General features: G+C 62.5%; 21 protein-coding genes. 9 read left to right on the plus strand and 12 right to left on the minus strand.

Annotation, left to right across the window (positions count from 1 at the left end):
• The 4 genes from HU749_RS11455 to HU749_RS11470 all read left to right on the plus strand — a co-directional run bounded on the left by HU749_RS11455 (position 1) and on the right by HU749_RS11470 (position 7,019).
• Complete coding sequence (locus HU749_RS11455; protein WP_079302470.1) at positions 1–1,422, plus strand: Y-family DNA polymerase; 1,422 nt, start codon at positions 1–3, stop codon at positions 1,420–1,422.
• On the plus strand, positions 1,398–4,496 hold the full coding sequence (locus HU749_RS11460; protein WP_186650649.1) for an error-prone DNA polymerase: 3,099 nt from the start codon (positions 1,398–1,400) through the stop codon (positions 4,494–4,496). The genes HU749_RS11455 and HU749_RS11460 overlap by 25 nt, the downstream gene beginning before the upstream one ends.
• Before the next feature lie 117 nt (positions 4,497–4,613).
• On the plus strand, positions 4,614–6,725 hold the full coding sequence (locus HU749_RS11465; RefSeq protein WP_095963018.1) for a PAS domain-containing hybrid sensor histidine kinase/response regulator family protein: 2,112 nt from the start codon (positions 4,614–4,616) through the stop codon (positions 6,723–6,725).
• Positions 6,726–6,806: 81 nt separating this feature from the next.
• Positions 6,807–7,019 (plus strand): hypothetical protein, encoded by a 213-nt coding sequence (locus tag HU749_RS11470; protein ID WP_413037915.1) that lies wholly within the window; start codon positions 6,807–6,809, stop codon positions 7,017–7,019.
• Between the two features lie 49 nt (positions 7,020–7,068).
• Here HU749_RS11470 and HU749_RS11475 read toward each other — a convergent pair whose 3' ends face one another.
• Positions 7,069–7,590: a DUF4142 domain-containing protein gene (locus HU749_RS11475; RefSeq protein WP_018604791.1), complete on the minus strand. Its 522-nt coding sequence runs from the start codon at positions 7,588–7,590 to the stop codon at positions 7,069–7,071.
• Between the two features lie 217 nt (positions 7,591–7,807).
• Between HU749_RS11475 and HU749_RS11480 the strand changes: the two genes are divergently transcribed.
• Positions 7,808–8,044, plus strand: a complete 237-nt coding sequence (locus HU749_RS11480) for an HP1242/YdcH family protein (protein ID WP_003200175.1) — start codon at positions 7,808–7,810, stop codon at positions 8,042–8,044.
• A gap of 73 nt (positions 8,045–8,117) precedes the next feature.
• On the opposite strand, the gene HU749_RS11485 is transcribed toward HU749_RS11480, so the two are convergent.
• From HU749_RS11485 to HU749_RS11495, 3 genes are all read right to left on the minus strand, one after another.
• A complete protein-coding gene (locus HU749_RS11485; protein ID WP_003200177.1) occupies positions 8,118–8,981 on the minus strand; it encodes a LysR family transcriptional regulator in 864 nt (287 codons plus the stop codon).
• Between the two features lie 205 nt (positions 8,982–9,186).
• Complete coding sequence (locus HU749_RS11490) at positions 9,187–9,501, minus strand: SCP2 sterol-binding domain-containing protein (protein WP_053178793.1); 315 nt, start codon at positions 9,499–9,501, stop codon at positions 9,187–9,189.
• Between the two features lie 51 nt (positions 9,502–9,552).
• Entirely contained in the window at positions 9,553–10,263 is a 711-nt protein-coding gene (locus tag HU749_RS11495) for a histidine phosphatase family protein (protein WP_079302477.1), read from the minus strand.
• A gap of 226 nt (positions 10,264–10,489) precedes the next feature.
• Between HU749_RS11495 and sohB the strand changes: the two genes are divergently transcribed.
• Positions 10,490–11,521 carry a protease SohB gene (gene sohB / locus HU749_RS11500; protein WP_046062062.1) on the plus strand — a complete coding sequence of 344 codons (1,032 nt, stop codon included), beginning with the start codon at positions 10,490–10,492 and terminating at the stop codon, positions 11,519–11,521.
• 233 nt (positions 11,522–11,754) lie between these two features.
• Here the strand turns inward: sohB and HU749_RS11505 are convergent, their stop codons facing one another.
• Together HU749_RS11505 and HU749_RS11510 are read right to left on the minus strand one after the other, a co-directional pair.
• Positions 11,755–12,249, minus strand: a complete 495-nt coding sequence (locus HU749_RS11505) for a DUF934 domain-containing protein (RefSeq protein WP_014338669.1) — start codon at positions 12,247–12,249, stop codon at positions 11,755–11,757.
• Positions 12,233–13,891, minus strand: coding sequence for a nitrite/sulfite reductase (locus HU749_RS11510; RefSeq protein WP_046062061.1), 1,659 nt, complete (start codon positions 13,889–13,891; stop codon positions 12,233–12,235). Before HU749_RS11510 ends, HU749_RS11505 begins: the two co-directional genes overlap by 17 nt.
• 503 nt (positions 13,892–14,394) lie before the next feature.
• Here HU749_RS11510 and HU749_RS11515 point away from each other — a divergent pair.
• Positions 14,395–15,537, plus strand: a complete 1,143-nt coding sequence (locus tag HU749_RS11515; RefSeq protein ID WP_079302479.1) for an ABC transporter substrate-binding protein — start codon at positions 14,395–14,397, stop codon at positions 15,535–15,537.
• A gap of 85 nt (positions 15,538–15,622) precedes the next feature.
• Here HU749_RS11515 and HU749_RS11520 read toward each other — a convergent pair whose 3' ends face one another.
• Both HU749_RS11520 and metH read right to left on the minus strand, forming a co-directional pair.
• Complete coding sequence (locus HU749_RS11520; protein ID WP_079302480.1) at positions 15,623–15,841, minus strand: DUF2970 domain-containing protein; 219 nt, start codon at positions 15,839–15,841, stop codon at positions 15,623–15,625.
• 54 nt (positions 15,842–15,895) lie between these two features.
• Positions 15,896–19,606: a methionine synthase gene (gene metH, locus HU749_RS11525; protein WP_186650651.1), complete on the minus strand. Its 3,711-nt coding sequence runs from the start codon at positions 19,604–19,606 to the stop codon at positions 15,896–15,898.
• Positions 19,607–19,762: 156 nt separating this feature from the next.
• Here metH and HU749_RS11530 point away from each other — a divergent pair, with 156 nt between their 5' ends.
• Both HU749_RS11530 and nfuA read left to right on the plus strand, forming a co-directional pair.
• Complete coding sequence (locus tag HU749_RS11530; protein ID WP_079302482.1) at positions 19,763–22,054, plus strand: fatty acid cis/trans isomerase; 2,292 nt, start codon at positions 19,763–19,765, stop codon at positions 22,052–22,054.
• 115 nt (positions 22,055–22,169) lie between these two features.
• Positions 22,170–22,754 carry a Fe-S biogenesis protein NfuA gene (nfuA, locus tag HU749_RS11535; protein WP_003225494.1) on the plus strand — a complete coding sequence of 195 codons (585 nt, stop codon included), beginning with the start codon at positions 22,170–22,172 and terminating at the stop codon, positions 22,752–22,754.
• 180 nt (positions 22,755–22,934) lie between these two features.
• Here the strand turns inward: nfuA and cobM are convergent, their stop codons facing one another.
• The 4 genes from cobM to HU749_RS11555 all read right to left on the minus strand — a co-directional run bounded on the left by cobM (position 22,935) and on the right by HU749_RS11555 (position 25,055).
• Positions 22,935–23,681, minus strand: a complete 747-nt coding sequence (cobM, locus tag HU749_RS11540; RefSeq protein WP_186650653.1) for a precorrin-4 C(11)-methyltransferase — start codon at positions 23,679–23,681, stop codon at positions 22,935–22,937.
• Between the two features lie 77 nt (positions 23,682–23,758).
• On the minus strand, positions 23,759–24,163 hold the full coding sequence (locus tag HU749_RS11545; RefSeq protein WP_046062056.1) for a cobalamin biosynthesis protein: 405 nt from the start codon (positions 24,161–24,163) through the stop codon (positions 23,759–23,761).
• A complete protein-coding gene (locus tag HU749_RS11550) occupies positions 24,160–24,855 on the minus strand; it encodes a CbtA family protein (RefSeq protein WP_046062055.1) in 696 nt (231 codons plus the stop codon). Before HU749_RS11550 ends, HU749_RS11545 begins: the two co-directional genes overlap by 4 nt.
• Before the next feature lie 11 nt (positions 24,856–24,866).
• Complete coding sequence (locus tag HU749_RS11555; protein WP_014338677.1) at positions 24,867–25,055, minus strand: CbtB domain-containing protein; 189 nt, start codon at positions 25,053–25,055, stop codon at positions 24,867–24,869.
• Between the last annotated feature and the right edge of the window lie 79 nt (positions 25,056–25,134).

Below are 25,134 nucleotides of genomic sequence, written 5' to 3' on the forward strand. Positions count from 1 at the left end.
ATGCGCTGGGTCTGTATTCTCTTCCCGCAATTGGCGCTGGACGCCGCGCTGCGTCAGCGCCCCGATCCTGACCAGCCCCTGGCCTTGCTGACCGGCCCGGCCCAACGTCGGGTGCTGCAAGCGGTGAATGCGCCAGCACGGGCTTTGGGCTTGCGTCCCGGTCAGACCATGACCGCCGCCCAGGCCTTGAACAAAGGTTTTGCCACCGCCGAATATGACGCGGCGCAGATCGAACACTGGCAACAGTTCCTGGCAGCCTGGGCCTACCGTTTCAGCTCCCAGGTCAGCGTGCATTACCCGCGTACGCTGCTGTTCGAAATCGAGTCAAGCCTGGGACTGTTTGGCCCCTGGCCGGTGTTCGAGGCGCGCTTGCGGACCGAACTGACCGAACTGGGCTTTCGTCATCGCATCGTCGCCGCCCCCAATCCGGTGGCGGCGCGGGTGTTGGCCAATGCCTATGACGCCCTGGTGGTGCCCGACGCCGAGACCTTGCAACAATGCCTGGGAGACATGCCCGTGGAGCGGATCGGCCTGGAACCCGAGGTTGCCACGGCGCTGTCGCGCATGGGCCTGCGCCGTCTGAGCCAGGTCCAGGCCTTGCCCCGGCAGACCCTGGCACGGCGCTTCGAGGCCCAGGTGCTCAAGCACCTCGACGCGCTGACGGGCAGCCGTACCCTGGCGCTGTCGTTCTACCTGCCACCAGACCGTTTCGATGTGCGCATCGAACTCAACTATGACGTGCAATCCCATCAGGCGCTGTTGTTCCCGTTGCGGCGCTTGACCGGTGACTTGTCGGCCTTCCTGTGCGGTCGCGACAGCGGCGTGCAGCGCTTCGACCTGCACCTGGAGCATGCCGCTTTGCCGGACACACTGATCAAGGTCGGCTTGCTCAGCGCCGAACGGGATCCAGCGATGCTCTTCGAACTGGCCCGCGGTCGCTTGGAACAGGTGCAGGTCGCGGCCCCGGTGCGGGGTTTTCGCTTGTGTGCCGAGGACCTGCCGAGTTTCGTGCCCCAGCGCCTGGAGCTGTTCGACGAGCGCCCGCAACAGTCCTTGCCTTGGGAGCAACTGCGCGAACGGCTGCGGGCGCGGCTGGGGGATGACGCGGTGCAGGGCCTGGGGTTTCGCGATGACCATCGACCTGAATGCGCCTGGCAAATGACGCCCCAACCCCGGCCCCAGGCCTGTCCGGTGCGCGCTGGCGTGCAGCGTCCCGGCTGGCTGCTGAATGAGGCCCAGGTGCTGCAGGACAGCCAGGCGCGAGTCCTCATGGGCCCGGAGCGCATCGAGACCGGCTGGTGGGACGGTGCCGACGTACGCCGCGACTACTACCTGATCGAAACCCGCAGCGGGCAACGCGGCTGGGCCTATCGACCGGTGGGCGAGGGTGGGCCGCTGTGGCTGCAAGGCTGGTTCGCATGAGCGTTGAATATGCCGAGCTGCATTGCCTGTCGAACTTCAGTTTCCAACGTGGCGCCTCCAGTGCCCTGGAGTTGTGTCGTCGGGCCAGGCAAGAGGGCTACCAGGCCCTGGCGATCACCGACGAATGCACCTTGGCCGGAATCGTCCGGGCCTGGCAGGCGGCCAAGGAACTGGAGCTGCAACTGATCGTCGGCAGCGAAATCCAGGTCGAGAACGGCCCGAAACTGGTGTTGCTGGTGGAAGACCTGGAAGGCTATCAAGCCTTGTGCCGGCTGATCACCCGCGCCCGGCGTCGCAGCGAGAAGGGCCACTATCGCATCGTGCGAGAGGACTTCGACCAGCCCTTGCCGGGGCTGCTGGCGTTGTGGATAGCCGAGGGCAAAGACGCCGAGGAACATGGCCGTTGGCTCCAGTCGATCTTTGCCGGGCGCCTGTGGCTGACGGTCCAGTTGCATTGCGGACAGGACGACCGCCGCCGGTTGGCAGACTCGTTGGCGCTGGCCGAGCGCTTGGATCTTCCAGTTGTGGCCAGTGGCGATGTGCACATGCACGCGCGCGGTCGTCGTGCCTTGCAGGACACCATGACCGCCATCCGTCACCACGTCACGGTGGCCGAGGCTGGCCAGCGCCTGCACCCCAACGGCGAGCGCCACTTGCGCAGCCGCAAGGATCTGGCCGATCTCTACCCGCAGGCCTTGCTCGATGAAACCCTGAACATCGCCCGGCGCTGTACCTTCGATCTTGGCCAACTGCGTTACCAATACCCCCGCGAGCTGGTGCCCGAGGGGCATGCCCCGGCGTCCTGGCTGCGGGAACTGACCGAGCGTGGCATGCGCGAGCGGTGGAAGGATGGCGTGACAGACAAAGTGCGGGCACAGATCGACAAGGAGCTGAGCCTGATCGCCGAGTTGGGCTATGACAGCTATTTCCTCACCGTACAGGACATCGTCAGCTTCGCCCGCAGCCGCCATATCCTTTGCCAGGGGCGTGGCTCGGCGGCCAACTCGGCGGTGTGCTACGCCTTGGGCATCACCGAAATCGACCCCAGCCTTACCAGCCTGTTGTTCGAACGCTTCCTGTCCCGGGAGCGCAACGAGCCGCCGGACATCGACGTCGACTTTGAACATGAGCGTCGCGAGGAAGTGTTGCAGTACGTGTTCCAGCGCTATGGCCGTCATCGTGCGGCATTGACGGCGGTGGTCAGCAGTTACCACGGCGCCGGGGCGGTGCGCGATGTGGCCAAGGCCCTGGGCCTGCCGCCGGACCAGGTCAACGCCCTGGCCGATTGCTGTGGCCGCTGGAGCGACGAGGCGCCGCCAGTGGAGCGCTTGCGTGAAGGCGGCTTCGACCCGGACAGCCCGGTGTTGCGCCGGGTCCTGAGCCTGACCCAGCAATTGATCGGTTTTCCCCGGCATTTGTCCCAGCACCCGGGTGGCTTCGTGATTTCCGAGCAACCCCTGGACACCCTGGTGCCGGTGGAAAACGCCGCCATGGCCGAACGCACCATCATCCAGTGGGACAAGGACGACCTGGACGCGGTCGGGTTGCTCAAGGTGGACATCCTGGCCCTGGGCATGCTCAGTGCGATTCGTCGCTGTTTCGATTTGATCGAGCACTACCGGGGCCAGCGCTACGCCCTGGCGTCGCTGCCCCAGGATGATCGGGCGACCTATGAAATGATCAGCCGCGCCGACACTATTGGTGTGTTCCAGATCGAGTCCCGGGCGCAGATGTCGATGTTGCCTCGGCTGAGACCCAAGACGTTCTACGATTTGGTCATCGAAGTGGCGATCGTGCGGCCCGGGCCGATCCAGGGTGGGATGGTGCATCCGTACCTGCGCCGCAGAAACAAAGAAGAGGCGGTGACTTATCCCTCTGAAGCGCTGGAAGAAGTGCTCAACCGCACCCTGGGTGTTCCCTTGTTCCAGGAACAGGTCATGCAGATCGCCATCGTCGCGGCCGATTACACCCCGGGTGAAGCAGACCAATTGCGTCGCTCCATGGCTGCCTGGAAACGTCACGGTGGGTTGGAGCCCCATCGGGAACGCCTGGCGCAGGGGATGAAGAAAAACGGCTACACCGCTGAGTTTGCCGCGCAAATCTTCGAACAGATCAAAGGCTTCGGCAATTACGGTTTCCCGGAATCCCACGCCGCCAGTTTCGCCTTGCTGACCTACGCCAGCAGTTGGCTCAAATGCCACGAACCGGCGGCGTTCGCCTGTGCCCTGATCAACAGTTGGCCCATGGGGTTCTACAGCCCGGACCAGATCCTCCAGGATGCCCGCCGGCATCAACTGTCGATCCGCCCGGTGGACGTGCTCGCCAGCGATTGGGATTGCAGCCTCGAGCCCATGGGCGGTCGGCAACCGGCGATCCGCATGGGGCTGCGCATGGTCAAGGGCTTTCGCGAAGAGGATGCCCGCCGTATCGAAGCGGCCCGCCGGCATCGGCCCTTCAGCGACGTGGCCGACTTGGGCGAGCGCGCGCAACTCGATGCCCGGGCCCAGGCGCAACTGGCCGATGCCGGTGCCTTGCAGGGCTTGGCCGGTGATCGCCATCGTGCCCGCTGGGAAGTGGCCGGGGTGCAGAAGCAACTGGGTTTGTTCGCCGGTTTGCCCTGCCAGGAAGAACCGCCCGTGGCCTTGCCAAAACCTACGCTGGGGGAAAACCTGTTTGCCGATTACACCACGCTCGGCACGACACTGGGCCCTCATCCACTGGCCCTGCTGCGTCCCGAACTGCGCGCCCGGCGCTGCCGCAGCTCACGGGAGTTGCAAGAGGTGGAGCATGGCCGCAACGTCAGCGTCGCCGGGCTGGTCACCGGCCGCCAACGCCCGGGCACGGCCAGCGGTGTGACCTTTGTCACCCTGGAAGATGAATTCGGCAACCTCAACGTGGTGGTCTGGCGCGACCTGGCCGAGCGCCAGCGCAAGACCCTGGTGGGCTCGCAATTGCTCAGGGTCGACGGGCGCTGGGAAAGCGTCGGCGAGGTCCGCCACTTGATCGCCGGGCGCCTGAGCGACCTGACCGAGTTGCTGGCGGGCATCCAGGTGCAGAGCCGCGATTTCCGCTGAATCCGCAAACAGCTCCCTCACCATGAAACCAAACGCCAACCCGGCGCTCGAAGCTCTGATCGCAAGGGATTTGTGTATGCCGACTCCCTGCAGGCATTTTGAGGTTCAGAATCGACCATGCAGTTTCTATCCCAAAATCACGGGTGCCCTGGATGGGGCGGTGAAATGGCCGGGCGTATCCGGGCGTTCGATTGGAGCCGGACCGAGTTGGGCGCCATCGAGCACTGGTCCGCCAGCCTGCGCAGCGCCGTCCAGTTGTTGCTGGCTTCGCCCCTGCCGATGGTGATGTTGTGGGGCCGCCAGGGCTTCATGATCTACAACGATGCCTATGCCGAGTTCGCCGGTGGCCGCCATCCTTACCTGCTGGGGTGCGCGGTGGAGTTGGGTTGGCCGGAGGTCGCCGAATTCAATCGGCATGTGCTGGACGTCTGCCTGGCCGGCGGCACCTTGTCCTACCGCAGCAAAGAGCTGGTCCTGCTGCGCGACGGCAAGCCTGAAGATGTGTGGATGGACCTCTATTACAGCCCGGTGCCCGACGACGACCAGGCCCCGGCGGGCGTGCTGGCGATTGTGGTGGAAACCACCGAGCTCGTGTTGACCGAGCGTGCCCGGCAAGAGGCCGAACGCAGTTACCGAGCCGTCAATGAACGCATCCAGTTGGCCCTCTCGGCCGGACCATTGCTGGGATCGTTCGTCTGGGACATCCAAGCCGACACGCTGTCGGGCGATGAGCGTTTCGCCCGTACCTTCAACTACCCGCCAGACTGTTCGCTGGACGCACTGCCCATCGAAATCGCCCGCCAGCGCATCCACGCGGATGACCTCGAAGAGGTCAACCAGCGGGTCGAACTGACCGTGCGCACGGGCGTGCCTTACAGCGCTGAATATCGGGTGCGCCGCATAGGCGGTGATTACCTGTGGGTGCTGGCCAGCGGTCGCTGCGAATTCGATGCCACGGGCAAGCCCCTGCGTTTTCCAGGTGTGCTGATTGACATCAATGAACGCAAGACAGCCGAGGCTTCGCTGCTCAAATTCACCCGCGACCTGGAACAGCGGGTCGCCGACGAGGTGCAGGCGCGGCTGGCGGCAGAAGAGCAGTTGCGTCAGTCGCAAAAGCTCGAGGCTATTGGCGGTCTCACTGGTGGCGTGGCCCATGACTTCAACAACCTGCTGCAAGTGATTGCCGGCAACCTGCACTTGCTGGCCCGCCACGAGCGGGACAACGTCAACGTGCAACGGCGGGTCAGTGCTTCCATCGAAGCCGTGGAGCGGGGGGCCAAGTTGTCATCGCAGTTGCTGGCTTTTGCCCGGCGCCAGCCATTGTCACCGGCGGTCTACAACCCACGACGCATCTACGAGGGCATGGGTGAGCTGCTGCAACGGGCCTTGGGCGAAACCATCCAGATTGAAGTGAGCCTGCCCCTGGAGCCCTGGTGCATCCACGTCGACCGCAATCAATTGGAAAACGCCCTGTTGAACCTGGCGATCAATGCGCGCGATGCCATGGGCGGCGAGGGCACCATCCGCCTGATCGGCGAGAACATCGTGCTCGATGAAGCGTTCTGTGCCGGCAAGGAAATCTCGGCTGGCGACTATGTCCGGTTGTCGGTGATCGACCGCGGTGCCGGCATGCCGCCCGAGATCCTGAAGCAGGTGTTCGAACCGTTTTTCACCACCAAGACCGATGGCCAGGGCACCGGGCTTGGATTGAGCATGGTGTTCGGGTTCGTCAAGCAGAGTGGCGGCCATATCGAGATCTCCAGCGACCTGGGCGAGGGCACGCGAGTACGGATGTATTTCCCTCGAAGCCTTGCGCCCGAAGCGGGCGAAACCGAGCAACACGACGTGCTTCAGTCCGGCCGGCAAGAGACGATTCTGGTGGTGGAGGACAACGACGAGGTGCGCAGCGCGTCGGTGGAACTGCTGGAACAGTCCGGCTATCGGACCCTCACGGCCGCCAACGGCGATGAGGCGATGAAGCTGCTGCTGGAAGGCATCTCGGTCGACCTGATCTTCACCGACGTCGTCATGCCCGGCCTGATCAAGAGTTCCGACCTCGCCGCCTGGGCCAAGGTGCAGAACCCGCCGGTCCCGGTGCTGTTCACCTCGGGGCACACCCGGGACATCATCTCCCGCAACCATCAGCTGAGCCCCGATACCCATTTATTGAGCAAACCCTACGGCCCGGACGCGCTGACCCGGATGGTGAGGAGTGTGCTGGGCGGCTGATCGCCGCGCTGCAAACAAATGGAACCGAAGCCGTCGCGCCACCTTCGAATGTTCAAGACCGGTCATCCATCCGGCCCTGCCATGAACGAGGTGCCTATGAACGACGATCCAGCAAACACCCAACCAGTCCGCCCTGCCGGGACGGACCAGGCCCAGAGCGCCGCCACGGAGGTCGATCAGAAGAATCGTCATAGGGACAATGACAACACCTTCAGCCCCGGCTTCAAGCCTGATCCGGATCGGCCGAAATCTGGCGAGGATACTGACGCTGATATCGACACCGATGGTGGCTAGCCTATAAAAAGCCCCGTTTTCTTTTTAGAACGGGGCTTTTTGTATTTCGCTACTTACTTGGATGCGCAGCCTGAAGTTTCTTGGCGGCTTCCAGGTGATGTTGCAGCTCCGGCAGCATCTTCTGGGCGAACGCCTTGAGTTCGGTATTGCCAGCCTTCTTGTCGTCGGTAACGGTTTCGGCTTCTTTCTTGAACAGGGCGATGGTTTCTTCGTGGGCCTTGACCTGATTGTTGGCGTAGGCCGCATCAAAGGATTCATCGCGCACGTCGAGAATCTTCGCCTTGGCTTTTTTCATCAGCGTGGTGTCGTCGGGTACTTCGATGTCATGTTTTTGCGCCAGGGCTTTCAGCTCTTCGTTGGCCTTGGTGTGGTCGGTGATCATCTTGTTGGCGAATTCCTTGATGTCCGCCGATTGGCTTTTTTCCAAGGCCAGTTTGCTGGTCTCGATTTCTGCAATGCCACCGGCCGCCGCGTTGTCGACAAAGTCGTTGGAAGTCGCGGCCCATGCCATGCCCATGCTGGTACTCAGGGCAACTGCCAGGCCGAGTTGACGCAGGGTGAATCTGTCCATAGGTAAGTCTCCACACACGTTGAACGAGCGATTCTTGTCGTCTCTGATCAATGGAGGGTGGGGTGCAGGCAAAGGTTTGATCGCCAAGCGATCCGGTACGACGAACGGTCACCGCTGGTCGGATTGGCGGTCGACAGAACCCTGTCGAGGAGGCCATCCTGATAATCGACGGGCGCCGCAAGGGCGTCTGCCACCGACCCATCGAAGGAGGTGTTCCATGCCGGTGTCCCACGATTTGTGCCAGGATCTTAAATGCACAAAAGATCACATCCAGCAAAAACGCAGCGAGAATCCAAGGCTCGACTCGTTAATTCAAAAATACTCCCAACTTGATGCCGAGGTGGTCGAAGCCGAGAAACCGTCCTCCGGCGCGCTGTCCGACGATGCTTTGGAGACGCTCAAGAAGAAGCGATTGCTGGTCAAGGACGAGATCGTGGCTCAGATGCAGCGCTAGCCTCGGGACCGAACCTGTGAAGGCCCTTTGTGTTGCGAAGGGCCTTTTGGGCGAGGCCCTCACCCTCACAAACTCAGGTCAATGGATCCCAGCGCTGCGACCAGTCGCTGCCGGTCTTGACGATCTCTCGCAACACCTCGAACGCCTGCTGCAGCGCCGCTGAATCCCGATCGCGGGAGTAGACCAGGTAGGTGGGGTAGTTGAATTCCGGTGCCTTGGGCACCCGTTCCAGGATGCCGCTGTCCAGGTAGCTCTGCACGACCCGTGTGCGGAAGTAGCCGCTGCCGCCGTTTTCCAGGATGTACTGCAGGGCCAGGGGGCCGAGGTTGAAGGTCACGGCGGCCTTGGCCTTGTCTGGTAGCGCGGTGTCGTGTTGGCGCCGGAAGTCAGCACTCCAGTCAATGTACACGTAGGGCTCGGGACGGGCGGCCAGGCGTACCAGGATGAGTTTTTCTTCCAGCAGCTGTTCCACCTGCAGGCGCGGCCAGTATTCGGGTTGATACACCACCGCCGCGTCCAGCAGACCCAACTCCAGCTGTTGCAGCAGTTTCTCGCCGTCGCGGATGTCCATGCGCAGGGCATGGCCGGGAATCTTCTGGCGCAGTTCGCCGGCCCAGGCGAGCATCAACGGATTGCACAGGCTGACCTCGCCTCCCAGGTGCAAGACGTTGCGATAGCCCTCGGGCAGTGGCAGGTCCCGACGGGCCGCTTCCCAGGTCTGCACGAGCTGGTTGGCGTAGACCACAAATGCTTCGCCGTCGCTGGTCAAGCGCGCGCCGGCACGGTTGCGTACGAACAGCGCGCAGCCGAGCTGGCTTTCGAGCTTCTGGACCCGGGCGGTGATCGCCGTCTGGGTCACGTGCAGCTTTTCGGCCGCAGCAGCGAGGCTGCCGTGGCGGACGATTTCCAGGAAGGTGCGGGCGAGGTCGATGTCCATGTTCAGGCCGATGCGGGGGAAGCGGGCATTGTAAGAGCTGCCGCGCCTTGCCGATACCTGCGAACCGCAGATCCCTTGTGGGAGCGAGCCAGCTCGCGATAGCGGCGGGGCAGCCAGCGAAGATACTTGAGGCAAAAACACGAATCCCGCCACGGGGGCGGGATTGGTTTGCAATCAAAGGCCCGCGAAGAACGCGAGCGCAGTCTCAGCCTGGGAACAGCTCGGACAGTTTCATGGCCAGCATCATGTCGCCTTCGGTGCGCAGCTTGCCGCCCATGAACGCTTGCATGCCGTCGGTGCTGCCGTCGACGATGCCTTGCAGGGTTTCGCCGTCCATCACCAGGGTCACCTGGGCGTCCGGGTTCTCACCTTCCTGCAGTTCACAGGTGCTGTCCTTGACGATCAGCGAGAAATTCTTGGTGTCGTCGATGCGGAAACCGAATACCAGGTCCAGGCCGGCAGCGGCGGCTGGGTTGAACTTGGCTTTCATGGCTTGTACGGCGTCGGCTACGGAGGTCATGGTTTCGATCCTTATTTGGGTGGTACAGCAAGGGTCTACAGTAATCCGGACTCAGCGGAAGGTGATGAGGTCCGGGGCCTTCAGCAGTTGCAGGTGGGCATGGCTGTTGAAGGAAGCCAGGGCCACCTCGCGGCCCCTGAATTTCAGGTGGTTGAGCGAGGTGTTGACGATTTGCCAGTTCAGTTCGAAGGCCTGTCGGGCCGGTATCTGGGTGATCAGGTGGAGCAGGGCGGTGATGGTGCCGCCGGAGGTGAACACGGCGATTCTATGGGTGTTGTCGGCTTGCTCCAGAATGCGGTGCAGGCCCGCCTGGACCCGCTCGACGAAACCCAGCCAGCTTTCCAGGCCCGGCGGATCATACTGGCCGCTGAGCCAGCGTTCGACGATCAGTGCGAAGATGCGCTGGAACTCGGCGCGGTTCTGCGCAGCGTTGCGCAGGATATGCAGCGCCTCGGGCTCCTGGGCAAGCATGTCCGGCAGCAGGGCGCGAATGACCGCGTCGGCATCGAACTCGTTGAACGCGGCGTCGATTTCCAGCCCGGGAACCGGCAACCCGGCGGCGGACATCTGGCCCAGCGCGCCGATGGCGGTATCCTGTTGGCGACGCAGGTCACCCGAGAGGCAGCGATCGAATACGACACCGAGCTCCGCCAGGTGGCCGCCGAGCACTTGCGCCTGGCGCACGCCATTGGGTGAAAGGACATCGTAGTCGTCCGCACCAAAGGAGGCCTGGCCATGTCGAATCAGATAGATACTGCCCACGTCCGCGTCATCCCGGTACGTTGAAGGTTTGGCGAGGTTATGGGGATGGCGGTGAGCTGTCAATGAAAAAACATACGCTTGTTTGAAATGCCCGTTGCAGCCTTGTCCTGCCTCGCTCGCCTCAAGGTAACCACAGGTTTCATGACTGGCCGCGACGCAGGCGCATGGGTATGCTGGAGCCGTTACGCGCCTGCGTTCAGTGGCGCATCGCATTTAAGGAGTTGCTGTGGAGTTTTTCATCGAGTACGCCGGTTTCCTGGCCAAGACCGTGACGTTGGTGATCGCCATCCTGGTGGTGCTGGCCAGTTTTGCGGCGCTGCGCAGCAAGGGGCGGCGCAAGTCGACCGGCCAGTTGCAGGTGAGCAAACTCAACGATTTCTACAAGGGACTGCGTGAGCGCCTGGAACAGACGCTGCTGGACAAGGATCAGCTCAAGGCGCTGCGCAAGGCCGAAGGCAAGGCTGAAAAGGCCGGGAAGAAGCACAAGGACAAGCCGGCGGCCAAGCCCCGGGTGTTCGTGCTGGATTTCGACGGTGACATCAAGGCTTCGGCCACCGAGAGCCTGCGTCATGAAATCACCGCGCTGCTGACCCTGGCGACACCCAAGGATGAAGTGGTGCTGCGCCTGGAAAGTGGCGGCGGCATGGTCCACAGCTACGGCCTGGCCTCGTCGCAACTGGCGCGGATCCGTCAGGCCGGAGTGCCGCTGACCGTCTGCATCGACAAGGTCGCGGCCAGCGGCGGCTACATGATGGCGTGCATCGGCGAGAAGATCATCAGCGCTCCTTTTGCGATCCTGGGCTCCATCGGCGTCGTCGCGCAATTGCCCAACGTCAACCGTCTGCTGAAGAAACATGACATCGATTTCGAAGTGTTGACGGCCGGGGAATACAAACGCACGTTGACGGTGTTCGGCGAAAATACCGAGAAGGGCCGGGAGAAATTCCAGGAAGACCTGGACATCACCCATGAGCTGTTCAAGAACTTCGTGTCCAACTACCGCCCGCAACTGGCCATCGATGAAGTGGCGACCGGTGAAGTCTGGCTGGGTGTCGCGGCGCAGGGCAAGGGCTTGGTGGACGAACTGAAAACCAGCGATGAATACCTGGCCGAGCGGGCCAAGGATGCCGAGCTGTACCACCTGCACTATGCCGAACGCAAAAGCCTGCAGGAACGTATCGGCATGGCGGCCAGCGGTTCGGTGGATCGCGTGCTGCTCAGTTGGTGGAGCCGGCTTACCCAGCAGCGGTTCTGGTAATTCGGGGGCAGGGGCTCTTGGCGTTGAGTCTCACTGCCAATCTCCCTGTGGGAGCGAGCTTGCTCGCGATGACGGCGGTAGATCCGATATCGAGGCAAGCTGATCCACCGCTATCGCGAGCAAGCTCGCTCCCACAGGGGTTTCGGTGGGGCTGCGAGATTTTTTGCAAATAATGCCCAACAAAAAAGCCCTGAACCGGTATCCCCGGATCAGGGCTTTTTCATGGGGCTTTTTCAGCGACGACGGAACAGCGGCAGTGGTTCGTCAGTGGCAGCCTGGTAGGTCACCGAGAAGTCCTTGAGGCTTTCGAGGGCTTCGTAGGGGTCTTTGTCGGCACGCAAGGCGAAGGCGTCGAAGCCGCAGCGGTGCATGTAGAACAACTGGTCGCGCAATACGTCGCCAATCGCCCGCAACTCACCCTTGAAACCATAGCGGTCACGCAGCAGGCGAGCGTTGGAGTAGCTGCGCCCGTCGGTGAAGGCCGGGAAGTTCAGGGCGATGACCTGCAACTGGTTGGCGTCCTCGCCGATTTCCTCGGCTTCCTCGTCGGCGTCCAGCCACACGCCCAGGCCGCCGTCGCGGGCCTTGAGGGCGTGGGCATGATCGCGCCACAGGGCCAGGGGCACGATCAGGTCGTCACAGTTGGAGATGCCGTCGAAGGTCGCGTCCTTGGGCAGCAGGTGCCAGGTTTCGTCGATGACCTCGTTGTTCTTAATGATTCGCTGCATAGACGCGTTCCTTGAAGAGGTCGATGCCAATACGTTGGTAAGTGTCGATGAAGCGCTCGTCTTCGGTACGTTGTTCGATGTACACGTCGATCAGCTTCTCGATCACGTCAGGCATGTCGTCCTGGGCAAACGACGGGCCGAGGATCTTGCCCAGGCTGGCGTCGCGGCTACCGCTGCCGCCCAGGGAAACCTGGTAGAACTCTTCGCCTTTCTTGTCCACGCCCAGGATGCCGATATGGCCGACGTGGTGGTGACCACAGGCGTTCATGCAGCCGGAAATGTTCAGGTCCAGCTCGCCGATGTCGAACAGGTAGTCCAGGTCGTCGAAACGACGCTGGATCGATTCGGCGATAGGGATCGACTTGGCGTTGGCCAGCGAGCAGAAATCGCCGCCCGGGCAGCAGATCATGTCGGTCAGCAGGCCGATGTTCGGGGTGGCGAAGCCTTGCTCGCGCAGCTCGCCCCACAGGGTGAACAATTGGCTCTGTTCAACGTCTGCCAGGATGATGTTCTGCTCGTGGGAGGTGCGCAGCTGGCCGAAGCTGTAGCGCTCGGCCAGGTCGGCCACGGCGTCCAGTTGCTTGTCGGTGATGTCGCCCGGCGCGACGCCGGTCGGCTTCAGGGACAGGGTCACCGCGACATAACCTGGCTTCTTGTGGGCCAGGGTATTGCGGGTGCGCCAGCGGGCAAAGCCCGGGTGTTCTTTGTCGAGGGCTGCCAGTTCGGCATCCTGATTGCCCAGCGCCTTGTACTGCGGGTCGACGAAGTGCCTGGCGACGCGATGCACTTCGGCTTCGGTCAGGGTGGTTTGGCCGCCACGCAGGTGAGCCATCTCGGCTTCGACCTTCTCGGCGAACACTTCAGGCGTCAGGGCCTTGACCAGGATCTTGATCCGCGCCTTGTATTTATTGTCGCGACGGCCGTAGCGGTTGTATACCCGCAGGATGGCGTCGAGGTAGCTCAGCAGGTCCTGCCACGGCAGGAACTCGTTGATGAACGCGCCGACCACCGGCGTACGCCCGAGGCCACCGCCCACCAGCACACGGAAGCCCAGCTCGCCAGCCGCGTTGTAGACGGTCTCCAGACCGATGTCGTGGACTTCGATGGCCGCACGGTCCGAGGTCGAGCCGTTGATGGCGATCTTGAACTTGCGTGGCAGGTAGGCGAATTCCGGGTGGAAAGTCGTCCACTGGCGGACGATCTCGCACCATGGGCGCGGGTCGATCAGTTCGTCGGCCGCGACACCGGCGAACTGGTCGGTGGTGACGTTGCGCAGGCAGTTGCCGCTGGTCTGGATCGCGTGCATCTGCACGGTGGCCAGCTCGGCGAGGATCTCGGGCACATCTTCCAGGGCCGGCCAGTTGTACTGGACGTTCTGCCGGGTACTGATGTGGGCGTAGCCCTTGTCGTAGTCGCGGGCAATTTGCGCCAGTTTGCGCACCTGGCGCGAGGTCAGCTGGCCATAAGGCACAGCCACACGCAGCATCGGGGCGAAGCGCTGGATATACAGGCCATTCTGCAAGCGCAGAGGGCGGAATTCTTCTTCGCTCAGCTCGCCTGCCAGATAGCGTCGGGTCTGATCACGGAACTGCTTGACGCGGTCCTCGATGATCCGCTGATCGTACTCGTCATATACGTACATATAAGTCTCGGTCTCAGGCTTGGGCCGATCAGAAACAGCTGCATGTTGGCTCGCTGGAATCGGGTTCTGCCTCGGCAATTCTGCGCGCACGGCCGCGCACTCCTAGAGGAGCCGGTGCAAGATACCTGTTTTGAGTTATGCGCAAAAGTGATGTTTGAGTATATGTAAAGAACCAAATCGACTAATGAGATTGATTATTGCCTAACCCACATTTGTCGTGCGGGCAATCATCGTCTTAACTGTGGTCGAGTCCCTATGCAATCACCTACAAAACCGACAAGAGGCGATGCAATGAGCAATCCGACCAAAGCAAGGAAAAGCGACAGTTCTGTTGATGCCTGGGCCATTTTGTTCCTGATTATCCTGGTGGTGGGCACCGCAGTGTTCTGGGTCAGCCATCAATAAACTCTAGCGGTTGCAGGCCACACGAAGGTCTCGTGTTCATGTGCCCGATCGCCACCCGGGTCGTTATACTGGGTGGCGTATTATTTGGGGCGGGCGGGATGTCGAAGTTTATCTGCAGGCTGTTAGGGCTGTTATGCCTGTCATTCTGGGTGCAGGCCCAGGCCGCCAATGGTGTGTCCTCTTCGGCAACCGAGGTTTTGGCTGCCAGTTCGGCTGCGCCTTCAGTCGTGTTCCTTAATCCGGGACACTCCACCGAGCCCTTCTGGGTCAGCTATAGCGAATTCATGCAAGCGGCGGCAAGCGGGCTGGGTTTGCGGCTGCGCGTGGAATATGCCGGGCGCGACCCCCAACGGATGATACGCCAGGCCCGCGAGGCCATCGCCGCGAAAGACCGTCCGGACTACCTGGTGTTGGTCAACGAGCAGTATGTCGCCCCGCGGATCCTGCAGTTGGCGCAGGGCAGTGGGGTCAAGCTGTTCCTGGTGAACAACACGTTGACCAGCGATCAGACTCGCCTGCTGGCAGAGGGCGGTGCCCTGCCGCCCGAGTTACTTGGCAGCCTGGTGCCCAACGATGAGCGCAGCGGTTACCTGATGCTCAAGGAACTCTTGCGCCAATACGGGCCGCTGGCGCCTGGGCAGACGCTCGACTTGCTGGCCTTTTCCGGGAAGAAACTCACCCCTTCGGCGCAACTGCGTGAGAAAGGCCTGCTCCGGGCGTTGGCCGAGCACCCGCAAGTGCATCTGCGCCAATTGGTGTATGGCGAGTGGAATCGCGAACGGGCTTATGAGCAGGCGAGCCAGTTGGTCAAGCGCTATCCGCAGACGGCGCTGGTCTGGTCGGCCAACGATGAAATGGCCCTGGGCGCCATGCAGGCGTTCGAGGAGGCGGGTCGCCAGCCGGGCAAGGATGTGTTGTTCAGCGCCATGAACAGCTCCAGGGCTGCGCTCCAGGCGCGTATCGACGGGCGCTTGAGCGTGCTGTTCACCGGGCACTTCAGCTTGGGGGGCTGGGCCATGGTGCTGCTCCATGATCACGCCCGGGGCGTCGACCTCGCGCGCCATGGCGGCTACAACCAGCAGGTCGACCTGATGCAGTCACTCGATCAAGCTCGGGCCCGCGCGTGGTTGAACATGAATCCTGCCAAGGACTATCGCCTGGACTTCAAGCACTTCAGCCTGGTGTCCCACCCGGATGGCCAGCGCTATGCCTTTTCGCTCGATGCGCTGGGGGGGCGCTAGAGCGGCTCAGATCGAGGCTGGCGAGACGGGCAATATGACTGTTTCGGTTGGAAAGAGATCTGGTTCCATAGTGTGCCGATACGTTTTATACGCCCGCAAAGTACAACACCAGATTGACGATCCCATACAACGTCAACCCGAAAACCACCGTAAACAGGATGCCGAGGATGATGAAGTGGCTCGGCTTGCCATGGGTGAAGTCGCGGGCGCGGTTTTTTCCGCTTTGCACGCCAAGGGCCGCCGCTCCAACGCTGTGCAGCATTTGCCAGAGGGTGGGTGCCTTATTTTCAGTCGGTTCATCCATGACGCTCTCCATACACAAGGTCGTATGTGGAGAGCATAGCCAATTGCTGCGGACTTAGTTGTCGTAACCCAGGTTCGGCGACAGCCAGCGTTCGGTCACGCTCAGGTCCTGGCCCTTGCGGGCGGTGTAGCTCTGGACCTGGTCCTTGTCGATCTTGCCCACGGCGAAATACTGCGCCTGGGGATGGGCGAAGTACCAGCCGCTGACTGCTGCCGCCGGGAACATGGCGTAGTGTTCGGTGAGGAACACACCGCTGCGCCCGGCCTTCAGTTCGCTGGCCTCGGGGTCGAGCAGGCGGAACAGGGTGGCTTTCTCGGTGTGGTCCGGGCAGGCCGGGTAGCCGGGGGCAGGGCGGATGCCGGTGTATTGCTCCTTGATCAGGGCGTCGTTGTCCAGACTCTCGTCCTGGGCGTAGCCCCAATAGTCTTTGCGCACCTGCTGGTGCAGCCATTCGGCACAGGCTTCGGCCAGTCGGTCGGCCAGGGCCTTGACCATGATCGAGTTGTAGTCGTCGCCGGCTTCCTGGTAGGCCTTGGCAACTTCTTCGGCACCGATGCCGGCGGTGGTAATGAAACCGCCGACGTAGTCGGTCACGCCGCTGTCCTTCGGCGCGACGAAGTCGGCCAGGGAGAAGTTCGGCTTGCCGTCGGTCTTGATGATCTGTTGGCGCAGGTGATGCAGGCGGGCCAGTGGCTTGCCATCGTCGCCGTAGACTTCCAGGTCATCGTCGTGCACCTGGTTGGCCGGCCAGAAGCCGAACACGGCGCGGGCGCTGATGAGTTTCTCGTCGATCAGCTTGCGCAGCATCGCCCGTGCATCGGCGTACAGCGCGGTGGCGGCTTCGCCGACCACTTCGTCGGTGAGGATGCGCGGGTATTTGCCGGCCAGGTCCCAGGATATGAAGAACGGTGTCCAGTCGATGTATTCGGCCAGGACGTTCAGGTCGATGTTGTCCAGTACTTTGGCGCCGGTGAAGGTCGGCTTGACCGGCTGGTAGCTGCTCCAGTCGAATTGTGGCTTCTTGGCCACGGCGGCGGGGTAGCTCAGGCGTTCGGTGCGGGCGCTGCGGTTGGAGGTACGCTCGCGTACGTCGATGTAGTCCAGGCGGGTTTTTTCGACGAAAGCCGGCTTGAGCTCCTTGGACAGCAACTGGGTCGCCACGCCTACGGCGCGGGAGGCATCGGTGACGTAGATCACCGCGTCGTTGCTGTACTTGGGCTCGATCTTCACCGCTGTGTGGGCCTTGGAGGTGGTGGCGCCACCAATCATCAGCGGCAGATGGAAATCCTGGCGCTGCATCTCCCGCGCCACATGCACCATCTCATCCAGTGACGGGGTGATCAGCCCAGACAGGCCGATGATGTCGCACTTCTGCTCCTTGGCCACCTGCAGGATCTTCTCCGCCGGCACCATCACGCCCAGGTCGACGATGTCATAGCCGTTGCAACCGAGCACCACGCCGACGATGTTCTTGCCGATGTCATGCACGTCGCCCTTGACCGTGGCCATCAGGATCTTGCCCTTGGCCTCCGGCTTGTCGCCTTTTTCCGCCTCGATGAACGGGATCAGGTGAGCCACGGCCTGCTTCATCACACGGGCGGACTTGACCACTTGGGGCAGGAACATTTTGCCGGCGCCAAACAGGTCGCCGACGATGTTCATGCCGGCCATCAGCGGGCCTTCGATGACCTCGATCGGCCGGGTGAAAGACAGTCGCGATTCCTCGGTGTCCTCAACGATGTGGGTGGTGATGCCCTTGACCAGCGCATGCTCCAGGCGCTTGTTCACTTCCCAGCCGCGCCATTCCTCGGTTTCCGCTTCCTTGACGCTGCCGTCGCCCTTGTACTTGTCGGCGATGGCGAGCAGGGCGTCGGTGCCTTCGGGGGTGCGGTTGAGGATCACGTCTTCCACGGCGTCGCGCAGTTCCACCGGGATCTGGTCGTAGATCTCCAGTTGGCCGGCGTTGACGATGCCCATGGTCAGGCCCGCGCGGATCGCATAGAGCAGGAACACCGAGTGGATCGCCTCGCGCACCGGGTTGTTGCCGCGGAACGAGAAGGACACGTTGGAGACCCCGCCGGAGGTCAGCGCGTAGGGCAGTTCGTCGCGGATGTAGGCGCAGGCGTTGATGAAATCCACGGCATAGTTGTTGTGCTCTTCGATACCGGTGGCGACGGCGAAGATGTTCGGGTCGAAGATGATGTCTTCCGGCGGGAATCCCACTTCATTGACCAGAATGTCGTAGGAGCGCTTGCAGATTTCCTTCTTGCGCGCCTCGGTGTCGGCCTGGCCGGCTTCGTCGAAGGCCATCACTACCACGGCGGCGCCGTAGCGCTTGCACAGTTTGGCGTGATGGATGAACTGCTCGACGCCTTCCTTCATGCTGATGGAGTTGACGATGCCCTTGCCCTGGATGCACTTGAGGCCGGCTTCGATCACTTCCCACTTGGAGGAGTCGATCATGATCGGCACGCGGGAGATGTCCGGTTCGCCGGCAATCAGATTGAGGAAGGTCACCATGGCCTTCTTCGAATCGAGCATGCCCTCGTCCATGTTGATGTCGATCACCTGGGCGCCGGCCTCGACCTGTTGCAGGGCCACTTCCAGGGCTTCGGTGTAGTTGTCCTCGCGGATCAGCCGGGCGAACTTGGCGGAACCGGTGATGTTGGTCCGCTCGCCGACGTTGACGAACAGCGAGCTGCGATCGATGGTGAACGGTTCCAGGCCCGACAGGCGGCAGGCCCGCGGGATCTCCGGGATTGGCCGCGGCGCATAGCCGGCCACGGCCTTGGCGATGGCTTCGATGTGCGCCGGGGTGGTGCCGCAGCAGCCGCCGACAATGTTCAGGAAGCCGCTCTGGGCGAACTCTTCGATGACCTTGGCCGTTTCGGCTGGCAGTTCGTCGTATTCACCGAATTCGTTGGGCAGGCCGGCGTTGGGGTGGGCCGATACGTGGGTGCTGGCCTTGTTCGACAGCTCCTCCAGGTACGGGCGCAGTTCGCTGGCACCGAGGGCGCAGTTCAGGCCGACGGAGATCGGCTTGGCATGGGCCACCGAGTTCCAGAAGGCTTCGGTGGTCTGGCCCGAGAGGGTGCGACCGGAGGCGTCGGTGATGGTGCCGGAGATCATGATTGGCAGTTCGACGCCCAGTTCTTCGTAGACGCCTTGCACGGCAAAGATCGCCGCCTTGGCGTTCAGCGTGTCGAAAATGGTTTCGATCAGGATCAGGTCGGCGCCGCCTTCGATCAGGCCCTTGGTGGCCTCGGTGTAGTTCTCCACCAATTCGTCGAAGGTCACGTTGCGGTAGCCGGGGTTGTTCACATCCGGCGACAGCGAGCAGGTGCGGCTGGTCGGGCCGAGCACGCCGGCGACGAAGCGCGGCTTGTCCGGGGTTTCCAGGGTCTTGGCGTCGGCCACTTTACGGGCCAGGCGCGCGCCTTCCAGGTTCAGCTCGTAGGCCAGGCTCTGCATGCCATAGTCGGCCTGGGACACCTGGGTGGCGTTGAAGGTGTTGGTTTCCAGGATGTCGGCACCGGCATCCAGGTAGGCTTTTTCAATGGCGCCGATCACGTCGGGACGGCTGAGCACCAGCAAATCGTTGTTGCCCTTGACGTCGCTCGGCCAGTCGGCGAAGCGCTTGCCGCGGTAGTCCTGTTCTTCCAGCTTGTAGCTCTGGATCATCGTGCCCATGCCGCCGTCGAGGATCAGGATGCGTTCCTTGAGGGCTTGCTGGAGAAGATAAAGGCGAGCGCTGCGATCAGACATAGGACTACCTGGAAAAAAAGACCATTACGAAGGCCGCGATGATAGCAAACCTGTGCAGGATTTGATCATGACGGGCTTTTGCATGAATATCGCTCATGTTTGCAAGGCGATGCTGGCCCGGTAGAATCGGCGGATTATCTCTTAGGGCCCCGAGACATGCCGTACCGCGTCTTATTCGGCAGTCTGTTGCTGCTGTTGTGTTTTACCGCAGCCGCCGGGAGTCCCGCTCCCGCGATCTCCTACACCCGCGACATCCAGCCAATTTTCACGGAAAAATGCGTGGCCTGCCATGCCTGCTACGACTCTGCCTGCCAGTTGAACCTGGGCAGTGGCGAAGGCACGGCACGGGGGGCGAGCAAGCTGTCGGTGTACGACGGCGAGCGGCGCCAGGCGGCCGATCCGACTCGCTTGTTCTATGACGCCTCCGGCCAGCGTGCCTGGCAGCGCAAGGGCTTTTATTCCGTGCTCGACGCCCAAGGCAGCCAGGCTGCCCTGATGGCGCGCATGCTGGAGTTGGGCCACCGCACGCCACTGCAGCCCAACGCCAAGCTGCCGGAAGAGATCGTGCTAGGCCTCAATCGTGAAAACAGCTGCGCGATGCCGGATCAATTCGACGAATACGCAGGCAGCCATCCCAAGGAAGGCATGCCCCTGGCCGTCACCGGCCTGACCGACCAGCAATACCAGACCCTGCAGCGCTGGCTGGCCGCAGGCGCTCCCATCGATCAGCAGGCCTTGGCTCCGAGCGCCGCCGAAGCCTTGCAGGTGGTGCAATGGGAAAACCTGCTCAATGCTCCTGGCGCCCGGGAAAGCCTGGTGGGCCGCTGGTTGTTCGAGCATTGGTTCCTGGCGCACATCTATTTCAAGGACGGCGAGCCGGGGCATTTCTTCCAGTGGGTCCGTTCGCGCACGCCCACCGGCCAGCCGATCGACCTGATCAACACCCGCCGTCCGAATGATGACCCCGGCACCCGTGTGTATTACCGGCTCTGGCCGGTGCAAGGGGTGATCGTGCACAAGACCCACATCACCTATGGCTTGAGCGCGGCGAAGATGGCGCGCATCAAGAGCCTGTTCTACAGCGGCAAATGGCAGGTTTCCGCGTTGCCGGGCTACGGTCCGGAGCGCCGGGCCAACCCGTTTTCCACCTTCGAGGCGATCCCGGCCCAGGCTCGCTACCAGTTCATGCTCGATAACGCCGAGTATTTTGTGCGTACGTTCATTCGTGGGCCGGTGTGCCGGGGCCAGATAGCTACCGACGTGATCCGCGACAATTTCTGGGCGCTGTTCCAGGACCCCGAACATGACTTGTACGTCACTGACCCGAACTACCGCGGCCAGGCCACGCCGCTGCTGGCGATGCCGGGGCAGAACGATGATGTGGGCAGCGTCCTCAGCCTGTGGCTCGACTACCGGGACAAACGCAACGAGTACGAAGCCTTGCGCCGCGATAATTATGCTGAGCTGCCGGCGCCGAGCTGGTCGACGCTGTGGGCCGGGAATGACAATGCACTGCTGAGCATTTTCCGGCACTTCGACAGTGCCTCGGTCAACAAGGGCCTGATCGGCGAGGTGCCGCAGACGATGTGGCTGTTCGACTTCCCGTTGCTGGAGCGCACCTATTACCAGTTGGCGGTGAACTTCGATGTGTTCGGCAACGTGTCCCACCAGGCCCAGACCCGGCTGTATTTCGACCTGATCCGCAACGGTGCGGAGCAGAATTTCCTGCGCCTGATGCCGGCCGACTCCCGGGAAGGCTACCTTGACGACTGGTACCAGGCCGGCGGCAAATTCAAGATGTGGCTCGATTACGAGGCCATCGACGATGACACGCCGACCGCCCTCAAGCTTGACGAACACGATCCCAAGGGCGATTTCACCCAGCAATTGCTGGCCCGTTATGGAGAGCTGAACGCCCGTCCCGATCCGATCAACCGCTGTGACGGTGCCTACTGCTCGCGTCCGAACATCGACCTGGCGCTGCAAAACGCCGAACAGGCCCTCAGCCGCCTGGTGTCGCGCCCGGCGGCGGGGCTCAAGGTGATCGACCAACTGCCGGAAGCGACCTTGCTGCGTGTCGAAACCGCCAGTGGTCAGCGTGAGGTCTACAGCCTGCTGCGCAACCGTGCCCACAGCAACGTGGCGTTCCTGCTGGGCGAGGAGGCGCGCTACCAGCCGGGACTGGACACGCTGACGGTCTACCCGGGCGTGCTCAGCAGCTACCCGAACTTCATGTTCAACATTCCGGCCGGGCAAGTGCCGGCGTTCGTCGAGGCCATGCAAGGCGCCCAGGATGCGCCAGCGTTCGAGCGGATTGTCGAGCGCTGGGGCATCCGTCGCAGTCACCCGCAGTTCTGGTACTACTTCCATGACCTGAGCCAATACATCCAGGAGACGGAGCCCGTGGAAAGCGGTGTGTTGGACATGAATCGCTACCAGAACCTCTGATCGACAGCTCCGGCGGCAAACCCCGTGCCGCCGGGTGCTTTCCTGACAAAAATACTAGGACTTTGTCCGGCGCGATGATTGGCGTAAACTGCCGGCAAGCCTGCGAGGAGTTTCCATGACCGCCATTACCATTACCGATGCCGCCCACGATTACCTGGCCGACCTGCTGTCCAAGCAGAACACCCCAGGTATCGGGATTCGCGTCTTCATCACCCAGCCCGGCACCCAGTACGCAGAGACGTGCATTGCCTACTGCAAGCCGGGGGAAGAAAAACCCGAAGACACCGCGTTGGGGCTCAAGAGCTTCACCGCGTACATCGACTCGTTCAGCGAAGCCTTCCTGGACGATGCGGTGGTCGACTACGCCACCGACCGCATGGGCGGCCAGCTGACCATCAAGGCGCCAAACGCCAAGGTGCCGATGGTCAATGCCGACAGCCCGGTCAACGAGCGTATCAATTACTACCTGCAAACCGAAATCAACCCGGGGCTGGCCAGCCACGGCGGCCAGGTTTCGCTGATCGACGTGGTGGAAGACGGCATCGCCGTGCTCCAGTTCGGCGGCGGCTGCCAGGGCTGCGGCCAGGCTGACGTGACCTTGAAGGAAGGCATCGAGCGGACCTTGCTCGAGCGCATTCCGGAGCTCAAGGGCGTACGCGACGTGACCGACCACACGCAGAAAGAAAACGCCTACTACTGATTGTGGCGATACCATCTTGCGATCAGCTCGTAACCTGTGGGAGCGAGCTTGTGGGAGCAAGGCTTGCCCGCGATGCAAACATCTCGGTGTGGCTGATAGACCGAGGCGACGCCTTCGCGGGCAAGCCTTGCTCCCACAGGTTCGCTCCCACAGGGGAATCCAGGTGGATTCTCTGGCGAGTCAGGGCCTGTAGAGATGCGCATGCCCGGCGCGGTACAGCGAAGACTCGCTGAACACATCGTTGCCCAACACACGCCCCACCAGAATCAGCGCCGTGCGGCGAAAGCCCTTGGCTTGTACCTTTGCCGCGATATCGTCCAGCGTCCCCATCACCCAATCCTGATCCGGCCACGTCGCCCGGTGGATCACCGCAATCGGGCAATCGGCGCCGTAATGGGGTCGCAGTTCGTCGACGATTTTTTCCAGATGATTGACCCCCAGGTGTATCGCCATGGTCGCCCCGTGCTGCGCCAGGCTGCCCAGTTCTTCCCCGGCAGGCATTGGGCTTTTGTCGGCGTAGCGGGTGAGGATCAGGCTTTGGGAAATGTCCGGCAAGGTCAGTTCGGCACCCAGCAGGGCGGCGCAGGCTGAGGTCGCGGTCACCCCCGGGATGATTTCGAAAGGGATGTCCAGTTCCCGCAGGCAACGAATCTGCTCGCCAATGGCACCGTACAGGCTCGGGTCGCCGGAATGCACCCGGGCCACGTCCTGGCCCTTGAGATGGGCGCTCTTGATCAATTCGATGATCTGTTCCAGATGCAGCTCGGCGCTGTTGATCACCTGTTCGGCACAATGGCCTTCAAGGACGGCGGTTGGCACCAGCGAGCCGGCGTAAATGATCACCGCGCAGTGGCGGATCAGTCGCTGGCCTTTGACGGTGATGAGATCCGGGTCGCCGGGGCCGGCGCCGATGAAGTACACGGTCATGACCGGCTCCTGTGGAAGGTGGGTGAGCGTCGCCCAGATGAAGATCGCTCATGATCCTGGGCGCCGATTATCGGGATTTACGCCACGACCGCCAATGCCAACGTGCACTTGGGGCCTTTCTGGCGAGGAATCAGCAGCGTCGCGGGCATCGTGCCCAACTGGTCCGCCAAGGCCAGGGCGGCGCTCTCGGCGATGCCGTAGCAACCGGTTCGCTCGAAGGCGATCTCGGAGCGGTGACTGAGCCGTTGCGCGTAATCGGCTAACTGTTCGGCACTGAAGCAGGTCAGCGGCAGGGCCAGTTGCCCGGCCAGCTCCAGCAGCCCGGGCTCGTCACGCTTGAGGTCGATACTGGCCAGGGCCCGTACCCGATGAAGTTCGATGCCGTGGGCCAGCAGCGTCTGGTCGAGCAAGGCCCGCAGCGTGCTGGCCGGGCAACCACGCTGGCAGCCCAGGCCGATCACCAGGATCGGCTCGGCGCTCATGCCTCGTGGTGGGCTTGGCCGTCACGGCGAAACAGCCAGGCGCTGATCAGGCCAAGGGCCAGCCAGAACGCGACGTTGGTCAGCTGCGAGGCGATCTTGAACTGACTCTCCAGCGCTTCGGGCGCCAGCATCGAGTGGACTTCGGGCTGCGGTGCGCCGATGACATGGGGCACCAGCAACGTCGCCACGCCCAGTACCTTGAGCAGCCAATGCCGGCCGAAGGCGATCAAGGCAATACCCACCGCCGTGGAAGCCGCGGTGCCGATCCACCACATCTGTCGTTGGGCCAGGTCGGCCGCTGCGGTGCCAGGCAGTTCCGGCGGCAGGCCGAGGGTTGGCGCCAGGACGAACGTGGCATAGCCGGCCAGGCCCCAGAGCAGGCCTTGGGACGTGCGAGTCGGTGCGCGCAAGGTGTACAGGCCCGCCAGCATCAGGGCAAAACCCACGGCGACCACCAGGTTGCCGCCCGTGGTAGACAGCACGCGCTGCCAACCGTCTTCCGGCTCCCAGGCCTCGGCATCATGGGTATGAGCCGCCCCGTCGGCGTGTTCATGGACCTCGGTCGCTGGGGCCTTCTCGAAGGTTTCCGCCTGGAGAATCAGCGGCGATACCCAGAAACTTTGCAGCAGGGTCAGCAGCAGGGCGGCCAGCAAGCCGCTGAAACCAGCGGTCTGCGCGATACGCTTGATCATGTCGTCAGTTCTCAATGGCACGGGAAAGCGGCGCTGTGGCGGGTATCGTGGGCGGCGTTGTGCACCGCTTCGATGTGGGAGAAACCGGCGAAATAGACCAGCCCTGCGCCCAGGATCGAAGCAAGGATCGCGGCGCTCAGGCGTTGGCTCAGGGTGGTGGTGCTGCTGGCGGTGCGGGCGGTGCTGCTGATGGTCGACATGGCGCTTCCCTCTGTTCTTGTTCAGTGGGCATTCGAGCGCGATGAGACCCCGGGCGAAAGCCCGCCAAGGTTCGAACAG

The sequence above is a fragment of the Pseudomonas ogarae genome (genome assembly GCF_014268695.2).
GTDB lineage: Bacteria > Pseudomonadota > Gammaproteobacteria > Pseudomonadales > Pseudomonadaceae > Aquipseudomonas > Aquipseudomonas kilonensis.

Bases quoted from the DNA above. Each gene is read 5' to 3' on its own strand.
- HU749_RS11515 (WP_079302479.1), top strand. From the start codon at position 14,395: ATGTCGAAGTTTATCTGCAGGCTGTTAGGGCTGTTATGCCTGTCATTC.
- metH (WP_186650651.1), bottom strand. From the start codon at position 19,606: ATGTCTGATCGCAGCGCTCGCCTTTATCTTCTCCAGCAAGCCCTCAAG.
- HU749_RS11555 (WP_014338677.1), bottom strand. From the start codon at position 25,055: ATGTCGACCATCAGCAGCACCGCCCGCACCGCCAGCAGCACCACCACC.
- HU749_RS11455 (WP_079302470.1), top strand. From the start codon at position 1: ATGCGCTGGGTCTGTATTCTCTTCCCGCAATTGGCGCTGGACGCCGCG.
- HU749_RS11520 (WP_079302480.1), bottom strand. From the start codon at position 15,841: ATGGATGAACCGACTGAAAATAAGGCACCCACCCTCTGGCAAATGCTG.
- HU749_RS11530 (WP_079302482.1), top strand. From the start codon at position 19,763: ATGCCGTACCGCGTCTTATTCGGCAGTCTGTTGCTGCTGTTGTGTTTT.
- HU749_RS11475 (WP_018604791.1), bottom strand. From the start codon at position 7,590: ATGGACAGATTCACCCTGCGTCAACTCGGCCTGGCAGTTGCCCTGAGT.
- HU749_RS11545 (WP_046062056.1), bottom strand. From the start codon at position 24,163: ATGAGCGCCGAGCCGATCCTGGTGATCGGCCTGGGCTGCCAGCGTGGT.
- HU749_RS11480 (WP_003200175.1), top strand. From the start codon at position 7,808: ATGCCGGTGTCCCACGATTTGTGCCAGGATCTTAAATGCACAAAAGAT.
- HU749_RS11470 (WP_413037915.1), top strand. From the start codon at position 6,807: ATGAACGAGGTGCCTATGAACGACGATCCAGCAAACACCCAACCAGTC.
- cobM (WP_186650653.1), bottom strand. From the start codon at position 23,681: ATGACCGTGTACTTCATCGGCGCCGGCCCCGGCGACCCGGATCTCATC.
- nfuA (WP_003225494.1), top strand. From the start codon at position 22,170: ATGACCGCCATTACCATTACCGATGCCGCCCACGATTACCTGGCCGAC.
- HU749_RS11505 (WP_014338669.1), bottom strand. From the start codon at position 12,249: ATGCAGCGAATCATTAAGAACAACGAGGTCATCGACGAAACCTGGCAC.
- HU749_RS11550 (WP_046062055.1), bottom strand. From the start codon at position 24,855: ATGATCAAGCGTATCGCGCAGACCGCTGGTTTCAGCGGCTTGCTGGCC.
- HU749_RS11510 (WP_046062061.1), bottom strand. From the start codon at position 13,891: ATGTACGTATATGACGAGTACGATCAGCGGATCATCGAGGACCGCGTC.
- HU749_RS11465 (WP_095963018.1), top strand. From the start codon at position 4,614: ATGCAGTTTCTATCCCAAAATCACGGGTGCCCTGGATGGGGCGGTGAA.
- HU749_RS11490 (WP_053178793.1), bottom strand. From the start codon at position 9,501: ATGACCTCCGTAGCCGACGCCGTACAAGCCATGAAAGCCAAGTTCAAC.
- HU749_RS11485 (WP_003200177.1), bottom strand. From the start codon at position 8,981: ATGGACATCGACCTCGCCCGCACCTTCCTGGAAATCGTCCGCCACGGC.